Origin of the sequence: Castellaniella caeni NBRC 101664 (assembly GCF_001592225.1) — a bacterium.
Taxonomy (GTDB): domain Bacteria; phylum Pseudomonadota; class Gammaproteobacteria; order Burkholderiales; family Burkholderiaceae_B; genus Castellaniella; species Castellaniella caeni.
In genome coordinates this window covers 25116-45140 of sequence record NZ_BCWN01000018.1, presented here as the reverse complement: position 1 = coordinate 45140, position 20025 = coordinate 25116, and the positions used below count along the sequence as shown (strand labels likewise).

General features: G+C 62.2%; 15 protein-coding genes and 1 pseudogene. 2 read left to right on the top strand and 14 right to left on the bottom strand.

The features are described 5' to 3' along the window. Positions 1 to 54 precede the first annotated feature (54 nt). From CCA01S_RS11475 to CCA01S_RS11465, 3 genes are all read right to left on the bottom strand, one after another. Entirely contained in the window at positions 55 to 444 is a 390-nt protein-coding gene (locus CCA01S_RS11475; protein WP_439951506.1) for a diacylglycerol kinase, read from the bottom strand. A gap of 178 nt (positions 445 to 622) precedes the next feature. Next, the gene (gene groL / locus CCA01S_RS11470) at positions 623 to 2269 is read right to left on the bottom strand and encodes a chaperonin GroEL (RefSeq protein ID WP_066458598.1); all 1647 of its coding nucleotides are present in this window, start codon (positions 2267 to 2269) and stop codon (positions 623 to 625) included. A 34-nt stretch (positions 2270 to 2303) separates the two neighbouring features. Then, positions 2304 to 2591, bottom strand: a complete 288-nt coding sequence (locus CCA01S_RS11465; protein ID WP_066458595.1) for a co-chaperone GroES — start codon at positions 2589 to 2591, stop codon at positions 2304 to 2306. Between the two features lie 426 nt (positions 2592 to 3017). On the opposite strand from CCA01S_RS11465, the gene CCA01S_RS16310 reads away from it, so the two are divergent. Continuing rightward, the gene (locus CCA01S_RS16310; protein WP_084386710.1) at positions 3018 to 3308 is read left to right on the top strand and encodes a helix-turn-helix domain-containing protein; all 291 of its coding nucleotides are present in this window, start codon (positions 3018 to 3020) and stop codon (positions 3306 to 3308) included. Positions 3309 to 3365: 57 nt separating this feature from the next. Here CCA01S_RS16310 and CCA01S_RS11460 read toward each other — a convergent pair whose 3' ends face one another. The 9 genes from CCA01S_RS11460 to CCA01S_RS11425 form a co-directional block, all read right to left on the bottom strand. After that, on the bottom strand, positions 3366 to 7010 hold the full coding sequence (locus tag CCA01S_RS11460; RefSeq protein WP_232305092.1) for a DEAD/DEAH box helicase: 3645 nt from the start codon (positions 7008 to 7010) through the stop codon (positions 3366 to 3368). Next, positions 7007 to 7924: a hypothetical protein gene (locus CCA01S_RS11455; protein ID WP_066458589.1), complete on the bottom strand. Its 918-nt coding sequence runs from the start codon at positions 7922 to 7924 to the stop codon at positions 7007 to 7009. The genes CCA01S_RS11460 and CCA01S_RS11455 overlap by 4 nt, the downstream gene beginning before the upstream one ends. Before the next feature lie 627 nt (positions 7925 to 8551). Beyond that, positions 8552 to 10207 (bottom strand): thiol reductant ABC exporter subunit CydC, encoded by a 1656-nt coding sequence (cydC, locus tag CCA01S_RS11450; protein ID WP_066458586.1) that lies wholly within the window; start codon positions 10205 to 10207, stop codon positions 8552 to 8554. Next, on the bottom strand, positions 10194 to 11987 hold the full coding sequence (cydD, locus tag CCA01S_RS11445; protein WP_084386709.1) for a thiol reductant ABC exporter subunit CydD: 1794 nt from the start codon (positions 11985 to 11987) through the stop codon (positions 10194 to 10196). The genes cydC and cydD overlap by 14 nt, the downstream gene beginning before the upstream one ends. Positions 11988 to 11990: 3 nt before the next feature. Then, positions 11991 to 12101 (bottom strand): cytochrome bd-I oxidase subunit CydX, encoded by a 111-nt coding sequence (gene cydX / locus CCA01S_RS15325; protein WP_084386708.1) that lies wholly within the window; start codon positions 12099 to 12101, stop codon positions 11991 to 11993. 41 nt (positions 12102 to 12142) lie between these two features. Further along, positions 12143 to 13294 (bottom strand): cytochrome d ubiquinol oxidase subunit II, encoded by a 1152-nt coding sequence (gene cydB / locus CCA01S_RS11440; protein ID WP_066458583.1) that lies wholly within the window; start codon positions 13292 to 13294, stop codon positions 12143 to 12145. A 13-nt stretch (positions 13295 to 13307) separates the two neighbouring features. Then, complete coding sequence (locus tag CCA01S_RS11435) at positions 13308 to 14879, bottom strand: cytochrome ubiquinol oxidase subunit I (protein ID WP_066458580.1); 1572 nt, start codon at positions 14877 to 14879, stop codon at positions 13308 to 13310. Then, positions 14876 to 15478: a GbsR/MarR family transcriptional regulator gene (locus CCA01S_RS11430; protein WP_157076534.1), complete on the bottom strand. Its 603-nt coding sequence runs from the start codon at positions 15476 to 15478 to the stop codon at positions 14876 to 14878. The genes CCA01S_RS11435 and CCA01S_RS11430 overlap by 4 nt, the downstream gene beginning before the upstream one ends. 172 nt (positions 15479 to 15650) lie before the next feature. Next, positions 15651 to 16031, bottom strand: coding sequence for a YeeE/YedE family protein (locus tag CCA01S_RS11425; RefSeq protein WP_157076533.1), 381 nt, complete (start codon positions 16029 to 16031; stop codon positions 15651 to 15653). Here CCA01S_RS11425 and CCA01S_RS16110 point away from each other — a divergent pair. Next, positions 16012 to 16281: pseudogene (locus tag CCA01S_RS16110) on the top strand (MBL fold metallo-hydrolase); the annotation flags it as partial. The gene CCA01S_RS11425 and the pseudogene CCA01S_RS16110 sit on opposite strands and share 20 nt — an antisense overlap. A 6-nt stretch (positions 16282 to 16287) precedes the next feature. On the opposite strand, the gene CCA01S_RS11420 reads toward CCA01S_RS16110, so the two are convergent. Beyond that, positions 16288 to 18027: a phosphoethanolamine transferase gene (locus tag CCA01S_RS11420; RefSeq protein ID WP_066458575.1), complete on the bottom strand. Its 1740-nt coding sequence runs from the start codon at positions 18025 to 18027 to the stop codon at positions 16288 to 16290. Between the two features lie 54 nt (positions 18028 to 18081). Continuing rightward, positions 18082 to 19728, bottom strand: coding sequence for a methyl-accepting chemotaxis protein (locus tag CCA01S_RS11415; RefSeq protein WP_066458573.1), 1647 nt, complete (start codon positions 19726 to 19728; stop codon positions 18082 to 18084). Positions 19729 to 20025: the final 297 nt, after the last annotated feature.

The following is a 20025-nucleotide window of genomic DNA, read 5'->3' as shown; positions in this document are numbered from 1 at the left end:
CATGATGGTCTGGTGTCTCGTTCGGTTGATGCTCGTACTAGGGTTTGGCAGCCGTTACGCCCAACGCGGGATCAGCACGCTGGCCCAGGCGGCGCCCGTCAGCAACAGCATGAGCAGCACGGCGGCGCTGCCGATGTCTTTGGCGCGCCCCAGCAAGGGATGATGGTCGGTGCTGATGGCGTCGGCCAGGGCCTCGATGGCCGAATTGATCAGCTCGACAATCAAGACCCCCACCACCATGCCCGCCAGCAGCAGCCGCTCGCCCGCCGTCTCGCCCAGCCACAGCCCCAGGGGGACGAGCACCACGGCCAGCCAAGTTTCTTGGCGAAAAGCCGCCTCGTGGCGCCATGCCGCCCCCAGGCCCTGCATCGAATAGCCGAAGGCGCGCGCGATGCGGGCGAGACCGCCCGTGCTTTTATAGGGGGAAGGTTGGGTCATGGGCATGCCGAAGCAGAGGGTTGCGGCATTGTAATGGACTTGGCGCGTGCGCCGCATGGCCTCAAAGGGCGAATCGCCCGAAAAAAACCCCGCCACGGCGAACCGTGACGGGGTCTGGTCTGGTCTGGCGTGGCCCCGGCAGGTGGCTGAACCACCCGGGATGGGGCGCTGGATGACGCGAGGCTTAGAAGCCGCCCATGCCACCCATGCCGCCCATGCCACCCATGTCGGGCATGGCGGGAGCGGGCTTGTCTTCGACGATTTCGGCCACGGCGGCTTCGGTCGTCAGCAGCAGGCTGGCCACGGAGGCCGCGTTCTGCAGGGCAGTGCGGGTCACCTTGGTCGGGTCGATCACGCCTTGTTCGACCAGGTCGCCGTATTCGCCGGTGGCGGCGTTGTAGCCGAAGTTGCCTTCGCCCTTTTCAACCGCATTGACGATGACGCTGGCTTCGTCGCCAGCGTTGCTGACGATGGTGCGCAGCGGCGCTTCGATGGCACGCAGCACCAGCTTGATGCCGGCGTTCTGGTCGGCGTTGTCGCCCTTGACCTTGGCCACGGCGGCCTTGGCGCGGATGAGGGCCACACCACCGCCCGGGACGATGCCTTCTTCGACGGCTGCGCGTGTGGCGTGCAGGGCGTCTTCGACGCGGGCCTTCTTTTCCTTCATTTCGACTTCGGTGGCGGCACCGACGCGAATCACGGCAACACCGCCCGCCAGTTTGGCGACGCGTTCTTGCAGTTTTTCACGGTCGTAGTCGGACGTGGCTTCTTCGATCTGCGTGCGGATTTGCTTGACGCGCGCTTCGATGTTGGCGGCCTGGCCGGCACCGTCGATGATCGTGGTGTTTTCCTTGGCCACTTCGATGCGCTTGGCTTGGCCCAGCAGTTCGAGGGTGGCTTTTTCCAGCGACAGGCCGGTTTCTTCGGAGATCACCGTGCCGCCCGTGAGGATGGCGATGTCTTCGAGCATGGCCTTGCGGCGGTCGCCAAAGCCCGGAGCCTTGACGGCGGTGGTCTTCAGGATGCCACGGATGTTGTTCACGACCAGCGTGGCCAGGGCTTCGCCTTCGACGTCTTCAGCCACGATCAGCAGCGGACGGCTGGACTTGGCAACTTGTTCGAGCACCGGCAGCAGGTCGCGGATGTTGCTGATCTTCTTGTCGAAAATCAGGATGAACGGGTCTTCCAGGACGGCGACTTGCTTGTCCGGGTTGTTGATGAAGTAGGGCGACAGGTAGCCGCGGTCGAATTGCATGCCTTCGACGACGTCCAGCTCGTTGTCCAGCGACTTGCCGTCTTCGACGGTAATGACGCCTTCCTTGCCGACCTTGTCCATCGCGTTGGCGATGATTTCGCCGACGGAGGTGTCGCTGTTGGCCGAGATCGAGCCCACTTGCGCGATGGCCTTGCTGGTGGTGCAGGGCTTGGACAGCGTGTGCAGGCTCTCGACGGCGGCGGCCACGGCCTTGTCGATGCCGCGCTTGAGATCCATCGGGCTGATGCCGGCGGCCACGAATTTCAGGCCTTCTTCGACGATCGACTGAGCCAGCACGGTGGCGGTGGTGGTGCCGTCACCGGCGTTGTCGGAGGTCTTGGAAGCGACTTCCTTGACCAGCTGGGCGCCGATGTTCTCGAACTTGTCTTTCAGTTCGATTTCCTTGGCCACCGAGACACCGTCCTTGGTGACGGTGGGGGCGCCGAACGAGCGGTCGAGCACCACGTTGCGGCCCTTGGGGCCCATGGTGGTCTTGACGGCGTTGGCGAGGATGTTGACGCCACGGACGATGCGCGTGCGGGCGTCGTCACCGAAATAAACTTGCTTTGCAGCCATGTTGAAATTCCTTGGTATTGAGCGGTGGGGTGGCTTACTGGATCACGGCGAGGATTTCTTCCTCGCGGATGACGAGAACTTCGTCGCCATCCACCTTGACGGACTGGCCGGCGTACTTGCCGAACAGAACCTTGTCGCCGACTTTGACGTCAACGGCGATGATCTTGCCGTCTTCGGTCTTCTTGCCGGGGCCAACGGCCAGGACTTCGCCCTGATCGGGCTTTTCAGCAGCGCTGTCAGGGATGACGATACCCGAGGCGGTGGTGCGCTCGTTGTCCAGACGCTTGACGATCACGCGATCGTGCAAAGGACGCAGTGCCATGGAGGAACTCCTGTTCATGAGAATTGAAAAGTGCGGGGGCGGTGCCGGTGTTAGCACTCAACCCCATCGAGTGCTAATTATAGGGATGATTCTGGGCATTTCAAGGGGGGCGGCAGGGTGGTTACATTTGCAGGTGTCGTGTCGAACGCCACTGAGTTTTGAACTTCCGTCACTGAGTTTTGAACTCCCAAAAACGCATAGATCCACTGCTGACAAGGGTTTCAGACCAAAAATGACGTTGAGGTGAGGTCTGAAGCCAGGGCATTTTTGTGCCTTCTTCCGCCTGAAGCGCGTGTGTACCGCCGGTCTCTGCCTGTGTTGGTGATCCGCAGATTGGACAATCACGAGGTACTTTGAGCGCAAAAATTCGATGGGCTATCTTAATTCATCGTTATAAATCAATGGCTTATACTATGGAAGTCCCCAATGGGCAGTTGGTCTCCTGGATATCAGAATTTCCTTTTGAGAGCCTCTGGAGGAAGGGATTCCGTGCTACGCGTCTTTGGAAACGATCTGGCTGCTTTGCGACGGTCCAAGGGACTTACCGTGGGCCAGTTAGCAACGCGTCTTGGCTGCCATCCGTCTTACATCACCCATGTCGAGAAGGGCAGACGCTTGCCACCTGCGTCTGCAAGGCTTCGACAGTTTGTCTCCGCCCTGGGGGCCACTTCAGTAGCGCAGCCGCAGATCGGTTGTCGGATAGCCGTCGTGCGGTGACGGGTAATCCCCCCATTTTTAGCGATTGCCAGAAGTAGGCAGGTTTTCACTGGGTCATTACATTTCGCGCCGATGCGGCAGATAGGGTTCGCCGCTAACTTGCTGCAGATCTACGAATAGCTCGAATCGGAAGCGTGAGGATTGTTCGTCCCAATCCGTCGGGCGGTTGCAGTGCGCGACGGTATAGCCGGCTGGATCGATCCAGCTGAGGCGATCGGCTGTCACGAGTGGCAGGACGCTGAGCTGGCGTGCAAGATAGTCCCGTGCCGGTCGCTCGAGCCGCACGTCGAGTGTGATTTCACGCGATGCCCGCCGCATCGGAGCCGGCGGCTGGCGTGTTTTGACCCAATCCCGGATACGACGAGGATCGAGCTTGTCGTTTGGCGCGGTGTCTGCGTCGAGCTGCACATAATAAGCCTGCGCGTCCGTTTCCGCTTGCGCGCGGTTCCGAGCATTGCCGCGTGCCAGAAGGAACGCGGCGACCGGATCGAGCGTGCCCCAATTGACCAGTTCCTTGAGCCAAAAACCGATCCACGGCAGGCCGCTGCGTGGCCAGTCGTCGATTGTGAGCGCATCGACTGGACCGGCGGCGTCACCCCGATCCATCAGCACGCCAATCAGACTACCCAACCCCCAATTGCCGCGATAAATGAAATTATCGGAGACGAAGGCGAACCAGGGGCCAAGCTCTTTCGGTTTGGGCTGCTTTTTGAGAGTGGTCTTAAACAACCACCAGCGCAGCAATTTCTCCCAGTCGCGGAAAGGCTTACGCATCCGTCCGAGCTTGGTCGAGATGCGGAACGCTGGCACTTCGCTCAGCAAGGCGATAATCGCGCGAATGAACTGGAACTGTTGCTCGGCCGACCGATCGGCATAATCGATGCCGGCTACCAAGGCCGCGCGGATGTCGTCGACGCGATCCAGGAGGATCGATCCCGAGCGTGGCGGCAAGCTAGTCTTGTAGAGCTGGCGGCGCCGATTGGGGTCGGGATAGAGGCTGGTTATTGCCCGTCCTCGCTGGAGCCAAGTCTGTGCCAGGCGATCCTCCTCGTACGCCGCGACGTAGGCGTAGGTTCGCCGCCACAGCGCCGACAATTCGGTTTCGAGGTCGGCAGCACTGCGACCCGCGTTGCACATCTGTTCGATCTCCTGGATCGCGGCGATTAGCAATCCGTCGAGCGTATCCAGTAGTTTCTCACTGTCGTCGTCATCGCCGAGCCCGTCAACTACCGAGGTTTCCTCGAGCCATTCGGCAAAATCATCGTCACCATCGCTGCCGCTCATATCCTCCCACGCATCGCGTAGCCGCTCCAGCAAAATGGCGAGCGCGCTATTCGCGGCACCCTCCTTGACCGATAGGTCACCGGTGGAGGCAAGTTCGGTCGCGTCTTTCAGCTCGTCGACGAGCTTGTCATAACCCTCCCAGGTCCGGTTCCAGACATAATTGCGGCTGCGGCCGCGATATTCGCGCTCGGGCAGCACGACGAGGGCAGTGCCTTCGGTAGCGACGCCCGGCCGCCCAGCACGGCCGATGAGGTTCGAGAATTCATTGACCGTGAAGACTGTGTTCGAGCGATGGACGCTCGGGATCAGCAGCGTATTTACTGGGATATTGACCCCTTCGGAGAGTGTCGAGGTCGCGATCACCACGCGGACATTGCCGCGATCGATCGCCACCTTGAGTCGTCGTGCTAGGAGTCCTGGCATTTGGCCGTGATGAACCGCGATTCCTTGGATCAGCAGGCGATATTCGAAGGAAGCCGTTGTGAAATAGTCCTCGGCCGCAGCGAGGCAGCTCTGCCAGTGCGAGTCGCTGTCGGCGACGGACCAGTAATTCGGAAGGGTGACTTTTGCCGCGATCCAGCCTTCGAGCAGATCGGCGCAATTCTCGGCAAAGGAGCTGACGTTCTGCGTTAGTGAGATCATCACGGTCGGTCGGGTGCCGTCTGATCGCTCGGCGGCGAGGTGGAGGGCGGCCCAAAGCGTAGGTCCACGCAGCGATTTCTCTACTCCGAGCGCTCTATCAACACCGCCGGGGACAGGTGGAAAAGGGCTGGGAATATAGGGGCGATCATCAGTGCGCTCATCCTCGAACTCGAGCGTACGCCCGTCCATCAAGTCGTAGCGGATGTCGAACCGGCCGCTCCGCGCGACCTCAAGCCGACCGAGCATCTGCCGGGTGCTACGATAGGTCGAGCTGATCGGATCACCGTTTTCGTCGCTCGACAGCCAGGATGCAATTGCTGGCGCGGCCTTGGCGGCGACCGCCGAGAGCGCGATGATCCGGAAGTTCTTGTTATCCTGCGCGCGAAGCAGACGGGCACTGAGCTGCTCGAGTCGGAGAGCGCGAGACGTGCCATCGGTGACAGCGTCTGATCGGTTCGGATCCTGCTCGACCATATGGGCTTCGTCAATGACTACGAGGCGCACACGATCGAGAAACAGCGTTCCGAGATAGCGCAACAGGGCATCGGCCTTTTCGAACGTGCAGATGACGACGGTCGGCTGATCGACTTGGACCCATGCATCGGTCGGCCCCCAATCCGTGCCTCCATAAAGTCCGGTGACAACCACTGGCTCCGCCGCGATGTCGCGCAGATCTTCTGCGAACCGAGCTTCGACCTCGGCAGCTAGTGCGCGCGAGGGCACGAGGTAAAGTACAAGATTCTCTGCGAGAAGCGGATTTGGGCGCGCTACGAAGAGGCCCTGTACGGCGCCAAGGGTGGCGATGGTTGTTTTGCCCGATCCAGTTGGCGTGCAGAGAACGAAGCTGTCGTTGGCCGCTAGCCGATCGATGCCGGCCCGTTGCGCAGGCCATACCAAGGCGCGTCGATTGACGAAGGCCGCGCGGGCGAATTGCATCAGAGCGGCGTGGGTGCGTGAGTTCACGTCATCGGTGAGCCGTTCGATGTGGGGCCAGAGGCTTGCATCTATGAAGCGGTGGGCTGCACCGGCGCAGAGCCGCGCCAGCAGATAGGAGTAGGGATCGTGGCTATGCAGGTAGCTTTGCGCTAGTGCATCTAGCTTGACCAAAGCACGGTCGACCAACGCGGCATCGCCAGTGCGCAGATAGGAACAGATGGTGCCGATGCACATGACGATGTGGCGGACGGTCGAGACTTCAAGATTGGCAAGTCGAGTGTCATCGTCCTCGCCCTCGTCGTCCTCCTCACCCGCATTGATAAGGGGGGCTCGCAGGACACGGTCTTCATCAAGGTCGTGCTGCACCTTCCAGAACGTCTGCACGGCAGTTAGTGCTGAGTCAAAATCGCCGCGCAAGAATTCACGCAGAATCGTGGAAAAAGCCTCGTCGGCCGGCATCATGCGCAGATGGCCGAGCGCCATAGCGGGATAACCCGCGACCTGGTAAGCGGCCGCCGACAGCAGGTGGATCGGAGCGTCGGCTGGCTTAAGGGAGGAATGCGAAACCCATTCGAGAACTTCGGCGGCGCGCTTCACAGCAGACGTCCAGGCACGATCTTTGTCGACTGATCGCTCGAGCCAGGCCGCATCCAGCAACAAGCACGCTTCGTCGAGCCGTGCCGCAAGTTCTGCTGGGCTGAACGACGGTAGACCATCTGCGCCCATGTCCCGACGGACACGCTGACTGTAGAGTTTCGCTTGCAGCGGCGACAGCGCCGAGCCGGCTAGATCCGTCCTGATCTGCCCTGCGATGTTAAGTACGGCATCGCTTGGCATCATGCCCCCCGATAAAGAGTGTCGACGAGACTCCTGAGTTCCGAGAGCTGAAATTCCATGGCATCGAGCTGCCTGTCGGCTGTGTAGGACGCGTGCGGCGCATCGGCCGGTAGCCAGCTCAACCGGGTCTTTGGCTTAATCGGGAAGTTTCCAACTGTATAAGCAAGCCCGTCGAGCCGCTTGGCCGTCCTGAAGCCGTCTCGATAAAATTCGAGCAGCCGCGCCACCCATGTCTGGGCTTCGTCGGTCTCATAGTCCGACAGCAAAGTAATCAATTCGCGAACGCCGCTAGGACGCAGCGTTCCTGCGGCCAGCTTGGCATGGGCATCGGCAATGATCGCGGTATTGCTAGTGGCCAAGCACTTCGCCTCCAGCGCAAGGATGTGGGTGATCTTGCCTTCGCTGTCGACTCGGAAGGCCAGAGCGTCGTCACCGGTCCGCCCCGGACGCTTTTCGGCCTCGGCATCGGGGTCGTGCGGCTCGCCCATAAGAAAGCGCTCATTGATGAGGTCGAGATGCTGGAATTCTTGGTCGTGGAAGCGGAACAGAAAGGCTGGCACCTGCCAGTCGGTCTTCCCGAAGGCACCAAAATGTTCCACCGCGAGACCAGCGAGGGTTTCGCCGAGATAGCCCTGCAATGTGATGCGGTTGAGCATCGCTGGATAGTGTGCAGCAGGATCGTCGAACGAATCCGAAAAGGGGGAGAGATTGTCCTCAAAGCCCTTGCGTATGCGTTTCCGAGCATCGTCGAGAGCTTCTTGAGCATAGGCGACCAGTTCGTGGCTTAGCGCCGCCCCGAAGTTGGTATTGACCTCTCGCCACACGCGCAGTTGATATTTGGGATGCGCTCCGGTCTGGGGTTGGGCAACAAGCCACGCGTTGAGTGGCTGCAATGTCACACGGCGGAAGCGGATCATCTTGCAAGCACCGGATCGCGCAATAAATCATTATGCAACCTCAGGTACAACCCCTCGCGGCTGAATACCTTGGTCTTCGGTGATTCTAATGCCGGCGAGTTGGCGACGGTCGCGCTGTTGTCCTTTTCTTGCATACCTTGACCCGATGATCTTTCAACTTGCTTAAGGCGACCTGGAAGCCTATCGAACTCGAAAAATATATTCGCAAACAGCTATGGTTTAACACATTTCGAGAGAAATTGAGCGACCGTGCCGCTTATGAGGTCGGTGTGGCCCTCCGAGTCGGTGGAATAGTGGCATGCGCTCTCGCACTCGTGAATAAGCAGAACTTTTGCTCGTGAACGGTTGTAGCGCAACACCGCCGATTGGGTCCGAATGTCTCTTCCTGGCCGATAGCAGCCGTGCATGTGGGTCAATCTGGAAAGTTCAAAATTAAACGGTGGAAAGTACGGAAAGTTCAGAACTTAATGACCAGGCTGTTCGAGACTCAAAGGCGATTTTCCCGTAACGTACTGACCTCAAAGAGGTGTCAGTTCAAGGTTCAGTGGTGATCGACAGCAGGTGCCGCCGAGATTTCATGCCGCACGCCGCAGGCACCCGGAACGTGCCCAACGTCACCAGGAGGGTTCACGTGGCGTCCTTACCCCCCAGACTGAGCACCATGTCGAAGATTTCATCCGGAAAGCGATCATGCGTCGCGAGCAGCACGGTTCGGGTGCCTGCGGCGTCGGCAAGGTCGTGCAACAGTGCCTGGGCGGTTGTCATGTCCAGTCCTGCCGTGGGCTCGTCCAGCAGCCACACCCGGGCGGAGGTCAGCAGGATTCTGGCCAGACATAGTCTGCGTGCCTGTCCCGCGGACAGGGTGCGGCCGCTTTCGCCCACCCATGCGTCCAGGCCGTCGTCCAGGCCGCGGACGAAATCCGCCAGGTGGGCCTGTTCCAGCACGTGCCACATTTGTGCCTCGCTTGCCTCGGCCGCTCCGATCTGGAGGTTCTCCCGAATGGTTCCCATGAAGACGGGCGAGTCCTGCGAAAGGATGGCAATCCGTCGATGAAGCTGCTCCAGGTCAAGCTGGCGCAGATCGATACCGCCCAGCAACACGCGGCCATCCAGGGGATCGATCAAGCGCAGCAGCAGCGCCAGGAGCGTCGATTTGCCCGCTCCGCTCGGGCCGACGATGGCCGTGCGCGTTCCCTCTGGCAGCGCAAGGTCGAACGCGTCAAAAATGAGCGGCCCGCCGGGGTAGGCAAGCTGCACGGCTTGCAGCACGATGTCTGAGGATTCGGGCAGGGCCAGCGGATGGGGCGGAGAGGAAATGGACGGTTCATCATGAAACAGAGCCTGAACCCTGCGGGCTGCTTCGGCGATGGCCCCCAAGCGTGACGCGCCTTGCATCAGGGGCGAGGCCACCTCGAACAGGCTGATCGTGGCAAGCACGATGCCGACCCAGACCGGTGCGCTGTCGAGCCTGTGCGCGTGCAGGCCGTCCAGGCCTATCCACAGGGCAAGCACGATGGCAGCCCCCATGCCGACATCCTGCAGGCCCTGTCCCAGCGCGCCGACATTGGCCTGCCTGCGCTGCGCGGCTGCCAGCGCCCGCGCTGCCTGGACAAACGCCTGCTGCACGTGCGGCTGGGTTCCAAAGGCCACGATGTCCGTGTGGGCGTTCGTCGCCGCCTGGACCAGGGAACGCACCTGGCCTTCGCCAATCTGTGCGGTTGCTGCCTGGCGATGGACGGCATATGCGAGCCAGGCCGGAATGAGCCATGCACAGACCAGCAGGCACGCTGCCGTCGTCCACGCCAGTGTCGGCATCCAGTGTCCGGCCACGTAAGCAAAAGAGATGGCGCAGATGCCGCTGGACAGAGCTGGGATGGCTAGCGTCAGGAAAGATTGGTCGAGCACATCGATGTCGCTCGTCAGGCGCGCGACGAGTTCGCCATCGCGGTATCGGGCCAGTTGCCGGGGGCTGAGTGCAAGTATGCGTGCGAAGACCCGGGTGCGCAGTGATGCCAGCAGGTTCAGGGTAGTGGTATGTCCGGAAATGCGTTCCGCATAGCGCAGGCTGATTCTCAGGAAGGACAGGCCTCTGACGAGCGCCGAGGGAGAAAACAGATCAAAGGCGATCGACGCGCCGACGATGAAGGTCTTGGACAGGAACCAGCCTGCCACCGCGAAAAGCCCGATCCCCGCCCATGCGCTGAGAACGGCAAGCACCAGCGCCGCCAGCAGTTGCAGATAGTGCCCTCGTGCGTATGCGAGCAGTGTTTCAATGATTCGCATCGATGGCACCGTGTCTGTTCAGGATGATGATCCGATCCATGCGTGCCGCCACCTGGGGGTCGTGGGTGGCAATCAGCAACGTGCGATTGCGGCCATATTCGAGCAGGTTGGTCACGATTTGCTGGCGGTTGGCCTGGTCGAGATGGGCGACGGGCTCGTCCAGCAACAGCAGTTCGGCGTCGAGCAGAAAGACTCTGGCCAGCGCCAGGCGGTGCAACTGGCCGCCCGATAGTCCCAGCCCGCGTTCGCCCAGTTCGGTGTGGATACCCTGGGGGCAGGCTCGAACGAATGAATCAGCACACGCCTGGGCCAGGGATCGCGCCAGGGCCGCGTCGCTGGCCGATGGGCATACCAGGCGGAGATTGTCGGCAATCGTGCCTTTCGAGAAATACGGATGTTGCCCAAGCAGGGCGATTCGGTGGCCCAGGGCAGGGTGCGCCTGTCCCTGAACCATCATGCCCAGCGTGCTGATGCGCCCCGAATCAGGCTGACGCAGTCCGGCCAGGGATTCCAGCAACGTGGTTTTTCCTGCGCCACTGGGGCCCATGATAGCGACGGATTCGCCCTGCTGGATGTCGAGTGAGAGGTGATCCAGAATCGGCTGCGGCCTGCCGCGGGCGTGCACCACGAGCCCGCGGACCTTGATGACCTGTGGATCCAGCACGGGAGAGGGTGCTGGGTGTTGGGGTAGCGTCTCTTGCCGTGTGCGGGGGAGGGCTGCGCCCACCTTTGGTTCTGGAAGCCCTTCGTACAGGGCATCGATCTGCTCCACAGCTGCTACGGCGGTTGCGCGATCATGGTAGTTGGCGGCAAAGCGGCGTAGGGGGCCATAGATCTCCGGCACCATGAACAACATGAACAGGCCAGCCTGCAATCCCAGGGGAGTCGATCGCAGATCCAGGTAGCCAAGATAATTGAGACCGATGTACAGGGCGACGGCCGCCACCCCCAGGGCAGCGAAAAATTCGAGTACGGCTGATGAAAGAAACGCAATGCGCAGAACGCCAAGGGTCTGTTGGCTCAGGGTGTTGCTGGCGCGGCGCACGACCTCGACTTCCGCCTGAGCTCGGCCGAACAGCTTCAGGGTGAAGGCCCCGCGCAGGCGGTCTGCAAACAGGCCGGAGAGCCGGATCATTTGCTGCTGGTGGCGACGGTTGGCTGCCTGGGCGCCCCAGCCCACGAGTGCCATGAATAATGGAATGAGGGGGACGCTCAGGAGCAGCACGGCTCCAACGATCCAGTCGATGGGGAAAAGCGCTCCGATGAAGGCCAGCGGCAGGCAGACGGCCGCGACGGCGGATGGCAGATAGCGCGCCAGGAAACCGTCGAGCCTCTCCACCTCGTCGACCATGACGCTGGCGAGTTCGCCCGACGCCCGTTGGCGGCTCCATTGGGGGCCTGCGGCAAGCAGGCGCGCGAACAGGGCTTCCCGCAGCTGGCGCTTGATCCGCTCTGCAGCCTGGCTTGCGGCAAGCCGACCGCTGTAGTCCACCAGCGCGCGGACGAGAATCAAGGTAAAAATGCCGACGATGGCGGGCCATGTGGCGGTTGGCGCAGGCCTTGCCGTGATTCCCAGCGTCAGCAGATTGGCGAGAAGCCAGGTCTGGATTGCCAGCAGCAGCCCCGTGAACAGGGGGGCTGCCAGGGCCCACCCCATATGCCACGGCGCCTGGCGCCATCGTGAAGCCAGCCATCGCGCAGGCTGGCCTTGGCGCGGCGTGCCACCGTTGTCTTCAGGGATGGCGGCAGGCACGGCCAGGCGGGCAGCATCCTCCGCCATACATCACTGCGCTTTTCGCTGCGATTCGGACTCGCGTAATTCGAACCACATGGCGTTCAGGATGGAGAACGTGCAGGCCAGTCCCAGGCCGAGAATCCATGAAAAATACCACATTGAGTCATCTCCGATAAAACATTGGCCACAGCATCAGGAAGTCAGTATGCATGCTCGTCCTGGATGCTTTGTTGCGTCACTTTGCCGCGCATCACCCGGTACACCCAGGTCGTATAGGCCAATACGATGGGCAGCAGCACCACGGTGGCGATCAGCATGATCCATAGCGAGGTTGCGCTCGAAGAGGCGTTCCACACGGTCAGGCTCATGTTGGGGTCGGACGAGGACGGCAGCAGGAACGGAAACAGGCTCAGTCCGAATGTCCAGATGATCCCGGCAATGCTGGCAGCCGAGCAAAGGAAGGCTGCCGCAGCCTTGCCTGACCAGACGAAAAGCACCGCCAGCGCCGCGCCGGTCAGCCCGAGAACAGGCGCGAGCCAGGCCAGCGGCCACCGCGTGTAGTTGCGTAGCCAGGCGTCGGCGGCGATGGTCACGCTGCCCCCCAGGGGGGTGGAGGCGAGCTGTGTCTGAACGTGCCCCGTCAGTGCGTAGCCGTCGATGCCTTGTGCAAGCCAGACTCCCCCGATGGCAAAGAGCGCGATCAGCGCCAGGCCGCACCCCATGGCTGCGCCGCGGGCGCGCTGCGCCACCGCGCCTTCGGTCTTCCAGACAAGCAGTATCGAGCCGTGCATGGCGAGCATGCAGACGCTGAGCAGCCCGCACAGCAGTGGGAATGGCGTAAAAAGGGCGAGGAGGCTGCCCTGGTAGACCGGCCGCATGACATCGGCATCGAAGGTGAAGGGCACGCCGACGATCACGTTGCCCACGGCCACCCCGAATACCAGGGCCGCAATCACGCCGCAGGCAAAAAGCAGCAGATCCCATGTGTTGCGCCAACGCGCGTCGGGCACTTGGCTACGGTATTTGAAGCAGATTGGCCGCAGGATGAGCGTGACCAGAAGCAGCATCATCGCCAGGTAGAAGCCGGAAAACGACATGGCGTAGAGCAGGGGCCAGGCGGCGAACACAACCCCGCCGCCGACGACAAGCCAGACTTGATTGCCTTCCCAGACGGGCCCGACCACGTTCAAGGTGATACGCCGCTCAGTGTCGCTGTGTGCGACCAGGGGCAGGACGCTGGCGACCCCCAGGTCGAACCCGTCCATGATGGCAAAGGCCGTCAGCAGTACGCCCAGCAGTGCCCACCAGATGACGCGTAGCGTTGCGTAATCGAACAAAATGTGCTGTTCCATGGTTGTTCTCCCGTCAGATGGCCGTAATGGCCTGCTGTGGCTGTCTGGTCTCGCGGCGTTCGGTCGCCGGCTCGTCGGGCCCTTTGCGGATGGCGCGCAGCATCACTTTGACCCCGACGATGGCAAGGGCCGTGTAGAGCACCCCGAAAATCGTCAGGCTGATGACCAGGTCGGATACCGTCAGGCCCGAAGCCGCGTAGAACGTGGGCAACACGCCTTCGATGACCCATGGCTGCCGCCCGAATTCGGCCACGAACCAGCCGCATTCGATTGCGATCCATGGCAGCGGCAGAGTCCAGAGCGCCAGGCGAAGGAATTTCCGGGACTGTTCCAGGCGCTGGGTGGAGACTGCCCAGAAGGCAAAGGCGAAGAAACCGATGAAGTAGAAGCCCAGGACGACCATCACGCGGAAGGTCCAGTAGAGCGGGGTGACTTGCGGGATGGTGCTTTCTGCCGCCCGGTTGATGTCTCGCGGACTTGCGTTGAGGATGTCGGGCCGATAGCGCTTGAGCAGCAGCGCATATCCCAAATTGGACTCGTGTGCCTTGAACTGCGCCAGCGCGGCCTCATCCCGTGGGTGCGCGCGAACCTGCTGCAAGGCGGCATAGGCGATGAGTCCGTCCTTGATGCGGCCCTCGGCCCGCTTGGTCAGATCATCGATCCCGAGCAGTGGAGTGGACAGTGAGCGTGTGGCGATGAGCCCCATGACCCAGGGAATTTTCACATCGTAATGGTTGGTGTGATTTTTCTGATCGGGAATGGCAAACAGGTTGAAACTCGCTGGTGCCGGCTCGGTTTGCCACATCGATTCGATGGCGGCAAGTTTCATTTGTTGATGCTCGGTCGTCAGATAGCCGCTCTCGTCGCCCAGCACCACAGCCGACAGCGAGGCGGCCAGCCCGAAGCTGGCGGCAACCACCAGTGACCGTTTGGCCAGTTCATGGTGGCGGCCACGCAGCAGGAACCAGGCACTGACGGCCATGACGAACACGGCCCCCATGACGTAGCCGGCGCTGACGGTATGGACGAATTTGGCCTGCGCCACCGGGTTGAAGATAACGGCGGCGAAATCCGTCATTTCCATGCGCATCGTGGCCGGGTTGAAGCTTGCGCCTGTGGGGTTTTGCATCCAGCCGTTGGCGATCAGGATCCATAGCGCTGAGAAATTCGTGCCCAGTGCCACCAGCCAGGTCACGACCAGATGTCCGACTTTCGAGAGCCGATCCCACCCGAAAAAGAACAGCCCCACGAAGGTGGCTTCCAGGAAAAAGGCCATCAGGCCTTCGATAGCCAGCGGGGCGCCGAAAATATCGCCCACATAGTGGCTGTAGTAAGACCAGTTCATGCCGAACTGGAATTCCATGACGATGCCGGTGGCCACCCCCAGCGCGAAATTGATCCCGAAGAGATGTCCCCAGAATACCGTCATCTGCCGCCATCGGTGTTGCCCTGTCATGACATAGACGCTTTCCATGATGGCGAGCAGGAACGACAGGCCCAATGTCAATGGAACAAAAATGAAGTGGTACATGACTGTCGCGGCAAACTGGATACGCGACAGATCGGCCACGGATGGATCGATCATGGTGAGTTCTCCGGGGGGGCGGCAAAATCTTCGGCAGGGAATTCGTCTTCTGTGGGCGTGCGGCCGCGCAGACGGTTGACAATGCTCAGGGCTTTCTGGATTTTTGCGCCCATGCGCATCAGGGTTTTGAGCGTTTCTGGGGGTAGTTGGTTGATTTCGTTGAACCAGGAAGTCGCCAGTTCCATCAGTTCGAGCATCTGGGCAATGCGGTGCTGGCTGTAGCCGTCATCTTCCGACGTCGGTTTTTCGAGGAGAACGTTGCGCAGCATGGTCAACGTCGGGTCGATTTCCCGGCGGCATTTCTCTTCACAGAGGATGCGGAAGATTTCCCAGACGTCTTCCGGCGTATCGAAGTATTCACGACGGTCGCCCATTTGATGCGTCATGCGCACGAGGCGCCAGGACTGCAGCTCGCGCAGACCTGTGCTGACGTTTGACCGGGCAAACCCCAGTGTCTGTGCGATTTCGTCGGCGTGCAGCGCCCGTGGAGACAGGAACAGCAGTGCGTAGATTTGCCCTACGGTGCGATTGACACCCCAGCGGCTTCCCATTTCGCCGAAGTGCAGGATGAAGCGTTCAGTTTGTGTTCCGAGGTTCATGTCGTGTCTATAATTCTGTGGTTTCTGAAATAACAGAAATTTCTGATAAAAATACTACTATATTTATGGTTAAGGCGACAAGCAATGAAGACGAGTCGAAGGTGTCCGCCATGAGACCGGGGGACGTGTGGTGTACTGTCCTCTGGTCAGTCACGGCTGTAAACGGCGGGTTTCACCCCGCTTTAGGTTCGATGCAGACAGCGCCGTACCCTGGCTCGGACAGCACGTGACGTGCGATGTAGACGGTGGCGAAACCGGCTGCCATGAAAAGTGCGGTAGCCGCAAGCGACCGGGGGGACAAGCGTGCCAGGCCGCACACACCGTGTCCCGAAGTGCAGCCCGAACCCAGACGTGTGCCGATGCCCACCAGAAGCCCCGCCGCCACCAGTTCGCCGTAGCCAGGGTTGATCGGCACGCGCGGCCAGTGTCCAAACAGACCAAAGAGCGCTGGCGTGATCGCAAGCCCGATCAGAAATGCCAGGCGCCAGGCGACATCCGCCGGGTGAGTCCGCAGCAGCCCGCCCAGAATGCCGGTCGGCGACACACTGTTCATGCCCGATGTAGGGACGGCGCGCACGGATTTCCCTGGCGGGAGCGCCTCAGTGTTGTATCAGTCGATTCGTCGGCTGCTGGCGTTGCCCGCCCACACCCGGCTGCTGCATTGCCACGACTACCCGTCGGCTGGTCGGCAGCCGTGGTGGGAAAGCACGGCCGCCGCGCAGTGCGCCGAAAATATCCACGTGCGCGACAGCATATCCGAGGCGCAGTTCATCGCGGCACGGCAGGCGCGTGACGCCACGTTGACGAGTTTACAAAGGCTTTTCAAAGGCAAAGCAGCCGGGGCCAACCGGTGTCCGGTCGTAATCCGTCAGCCAGAACTGATTCACCCAGCGCGTCTGAAAGCGCCACTCGGGGCTGAAGAGGCTGCGTTGCGCGGCGGTCGGGGCGTCGGGGATGCGCACGCCCGCCATGTCGAGGATCGATGGAAACACGCTGGCGCTGGCGGTGCGCTGGTCGGCATGGGCGCGCAGCGTGGCCACCCGCTCGGGAAACGCCTGACCATAGGCGCCTGAATACCAGAAGAGCGCCGGGATTTGATACTCGGGCCGGTTCTGGTGGCCGTGGCCGCGTTCGTCACAGGTGGGCGAGGGCAGGGTTTCGCCGTGATCCGAGGCGAACCACAGGGCCGAGATGGCGTGGCTGGCCTTCAGCGTGTCGATGATCCGGGCCAGGACGAAATCGGTGTAACGGATGGTGTTGTCGTAGCTGTTGAGGGTGCGTTGCCAGTCGGGCACCTGGGTGTCTCGTTGGGATTCGACCGGTTTGAAGTGCGCGAAATCAGCCGGATACCGGGCATCGTAGGCCTCGTGACTGCCCAGCATGTGCAGCACGATGAACAGATTGCCGTGGGCCCCGGCGATGGCCTGCCGCAGGGGCGCGAGCAAGGCGCCGTCCACGTTGCCGCCCTGGTTGAGGGCCGAGTAGTTCAGCCAGCGCACGTGTTCGGCCTCGCTGGCATAGACGGCGACGGTCGAGTCGTAGGGGCCTGTCGGATATTGGTTGGAAATCCACCAGGTCTCGAACCCCGCCTCGCGCATGGCGCGCACGAGGGACGCCTCTGGCCAGAGGGCCGTGCCCGGCGCCGTGGCGGGTTTGCGCGTGAGCATCACCGGCAGGGCGGTCATGGTCTGCGTGAAGGCCGACACCATGCGGCTGATGGGCACCAGGTTGGGCTCGGTGCTCAGCTCGGGATTGGTGGCGCGTGGATAGCCGAACAGCTGCCAGTGGCCGCGCTGGCTGCTTTCGCCGACCACCAGCACGTAGACCTGCCGACCGGGCGTGGGCGTGCTCAGACGCGCGCCAAAGCGGTAGTCAGCCAGCGCATCGATTGCCGCGCGCGCCGTGTATTGATAGCGGCCAAACTGGGCCAGCAGCAGTGGTGTGCCGCTGGGGTAGCCCGCCGTCAGCTGTTGCCCGATGCGGCGCAGGGCCGCGTCGGCCGTCTGTGTCAGGCGGTTTTCAGGGGCGCCGGCTTCGGGGCTGCCCTTGGCAAAGTCGGCGGCCAGGACGGCCAGCAGCGCCAGGCACGCGGCGGCCAGCACGCGGCGGCGCGTGCGCCCTTGCCAGCGCAGCCGATGGCGCCAGGCCAGCCAGGCCGCCGCCAGAGCCACCAGCAGGCACAGCCCGCAAGCCGCGATCATCGGCCCGAGCGCACGGCCCATGTATTGCTGCGATTCGGCGGTGGATGAGGCGGCCAGCGTGCCCAGCACCGTGACAGAGGCGGGCGCCGCATAGTTGACCGCGTAGAACAGCTGCAGAGGCATCAGCAGCGCCGCGGGCGCCAGCAGCAGGCAGCCCAGCCACAGGCGGCTGCCGAACAGGGCGAACCAGCCGAGCGTGAGCAGCACTGAAAGCGGCAGAGCGATGCGTCCCGTCATGGGAAAGTGCGGCCACCCAAGCCAGAGCAGCGCCCCGTTGGGCAGCATCAGCAGCCCGAACAGCAGCCCCAGTGCCCAGTAGGGCGCGCGACTGTTCGAGAAGTGCGCCATGAGAAGCCTCGCCAGTTGGCTGGTGGTGATGGGCGTCCAGTATCGCAGCGTCCACTACCCGGCTGTCAATCGGGGAGATGGGCCAGGCGCCTGCGTGCGCAGGGCCTGTGCCAGGCGGGCGCCCGCCCGCCGGGCCGCTTCGGGCGCCCGCGGCCTGTCCTCGCGGAAGACGCCGGCTGCCTGCGCCAGGTTGTGGGTTTGCGCATCCAGGCTTTGCGCCACCATTGATGATTGTTCCGCCATGGCCGCATTGCCCTGGGTGAGGTTGCCCAGCTGCGTGAAGGTGTGCTGGATGCGTGACAGGTCGTCCGCCTGTTCTTGCCCCGCGGTGTGGATGCGTGCCACCAGTTCGCCCACCTGCCGGTTGTGTTCCAGCACCTGCTGCATGGCGCCCGCCGCCTCGCGCGTGCGGGCCACGCCGTCTTGCGCGATGCCCACCACGTCATGGATGAGGTTGGCGATTTCCTGGGCCGCCGTGGCGCTGCGTTGCGCCAGTGCGCGCACTTCGCCCGCCACCACGGCAAAGCCCCGGCCGTGCTCGCCTGCGCGGGCGGCCTCGACGGCGGCGTTCAACGCCAGGATGTTGGTCTGGAAGGCGATGCCGTCGATGGTCTGGACGATGTCGCCGATGCGCTGGCTGGCCGTGTCCATGTCTTCGATACGGGCCGCCGCCTGGTGCACCACGTCGGCGGCTTCGGTGGCCGATTGGCTGGACGCCTGGGCCAGCTGCACGGCGGCCTGGGCGTGGCGGGTGTTGTCCGTGGTGAGCAGGCCGAGCCGGTCGAGATCGGTGGCGGTGTCCGCCAGCTGCCGGGCAGCGGCTTCCGTCTGCTGGCTGAGGCCCTGGCTGCCCTCGGCAATGTCGGCGGAGGTACGGCGCAAGCCTTGCAGCTGGTCTTGCACGTCGTCGATGAACGAGCGCAGATTCAGGCTGCCTTGCTTGAGCGCTTTCTGGATCGAGGCGACCTCGTCCAGGCGCGTCAGGCGCCAGTCGTCCACCCGTTGGCCGCTGGCTGCCTGGATGGCCTGTCGCTGGATGGCGTGCAAGGGGCGGATGAGGCGCCGTTCCAGCAGGTGGCCGGCCAGGAGGATGCACGCAAGGCCCACTGCGCTGCTGGTCAGCCATGCCGTGCCCGCGATGCCGGCCTGGCCGGCGGTCAAAACCCATGCGCCCCAGAGCCCGCCCAGCGTCAGGGCCAGCTGCTGACGCAGCGACAGCGTGCGCAGCCCGTTGCCCACGCGCCGCCAGCCAGTGGCAAACAGCAGGCCGCGGTGAAAGCGCACTTTTTGCCGCCCTTGGGCGTAGGCTTGAAACATCCGCTCGGTGGCGCGGATTTCATCGGCGCCAGGCTTGGTGCGCACGGACACGTAGCCGCTGAGGGTGCCTTCGTGGTAGACCGGAGTCACATTGGCGCGCACCCAATACGTGTCACCGTCCTTGCGGCGGTTTTTCAGGATGGCCGTCCAGGAGCGCCCGAGTTTGAGGGTATCCCAGAGATCCTGGTAGGCCTCGGGCGGCACGTCGGGGTGGCGCACGATGTTGTGGGCCTTGCCCAGCAGCTCGCGGTATTCAAAGCCGCTGACCCGGACGAACGCAGCGTTGGCGTAGGTGATGCGCCCCTTGGTATCGGTGGCCGACAGCAGGGTTTCGTGATCCGGGAAATCGTAATCCCGCTGCGTCACGGGCAGGTTTTTTCGCATGCGGCGCTCCAGATGGTTGAGGCGTCAAAATATTAGATATATCAATAACTTGCATAAATTGTTTGATATAGTAATCGGGCTTTACGTCATGTGTAATCCCGCTATCATGCAAATTGCGCATGGTTGTGGGGCCCGGACGACACGGACGGCCGCGATCGGCCCGCCGCCATCTGCCGCCGCGTGTCACAGGCGGTATGCCACGTACCGCAGGCGTAGGCGTAGACGTGGATGTGGATGTGGATGTGATAGTCAAAGACAATCAACATAATAAAAACTATCAATTTTACTAATCAATAG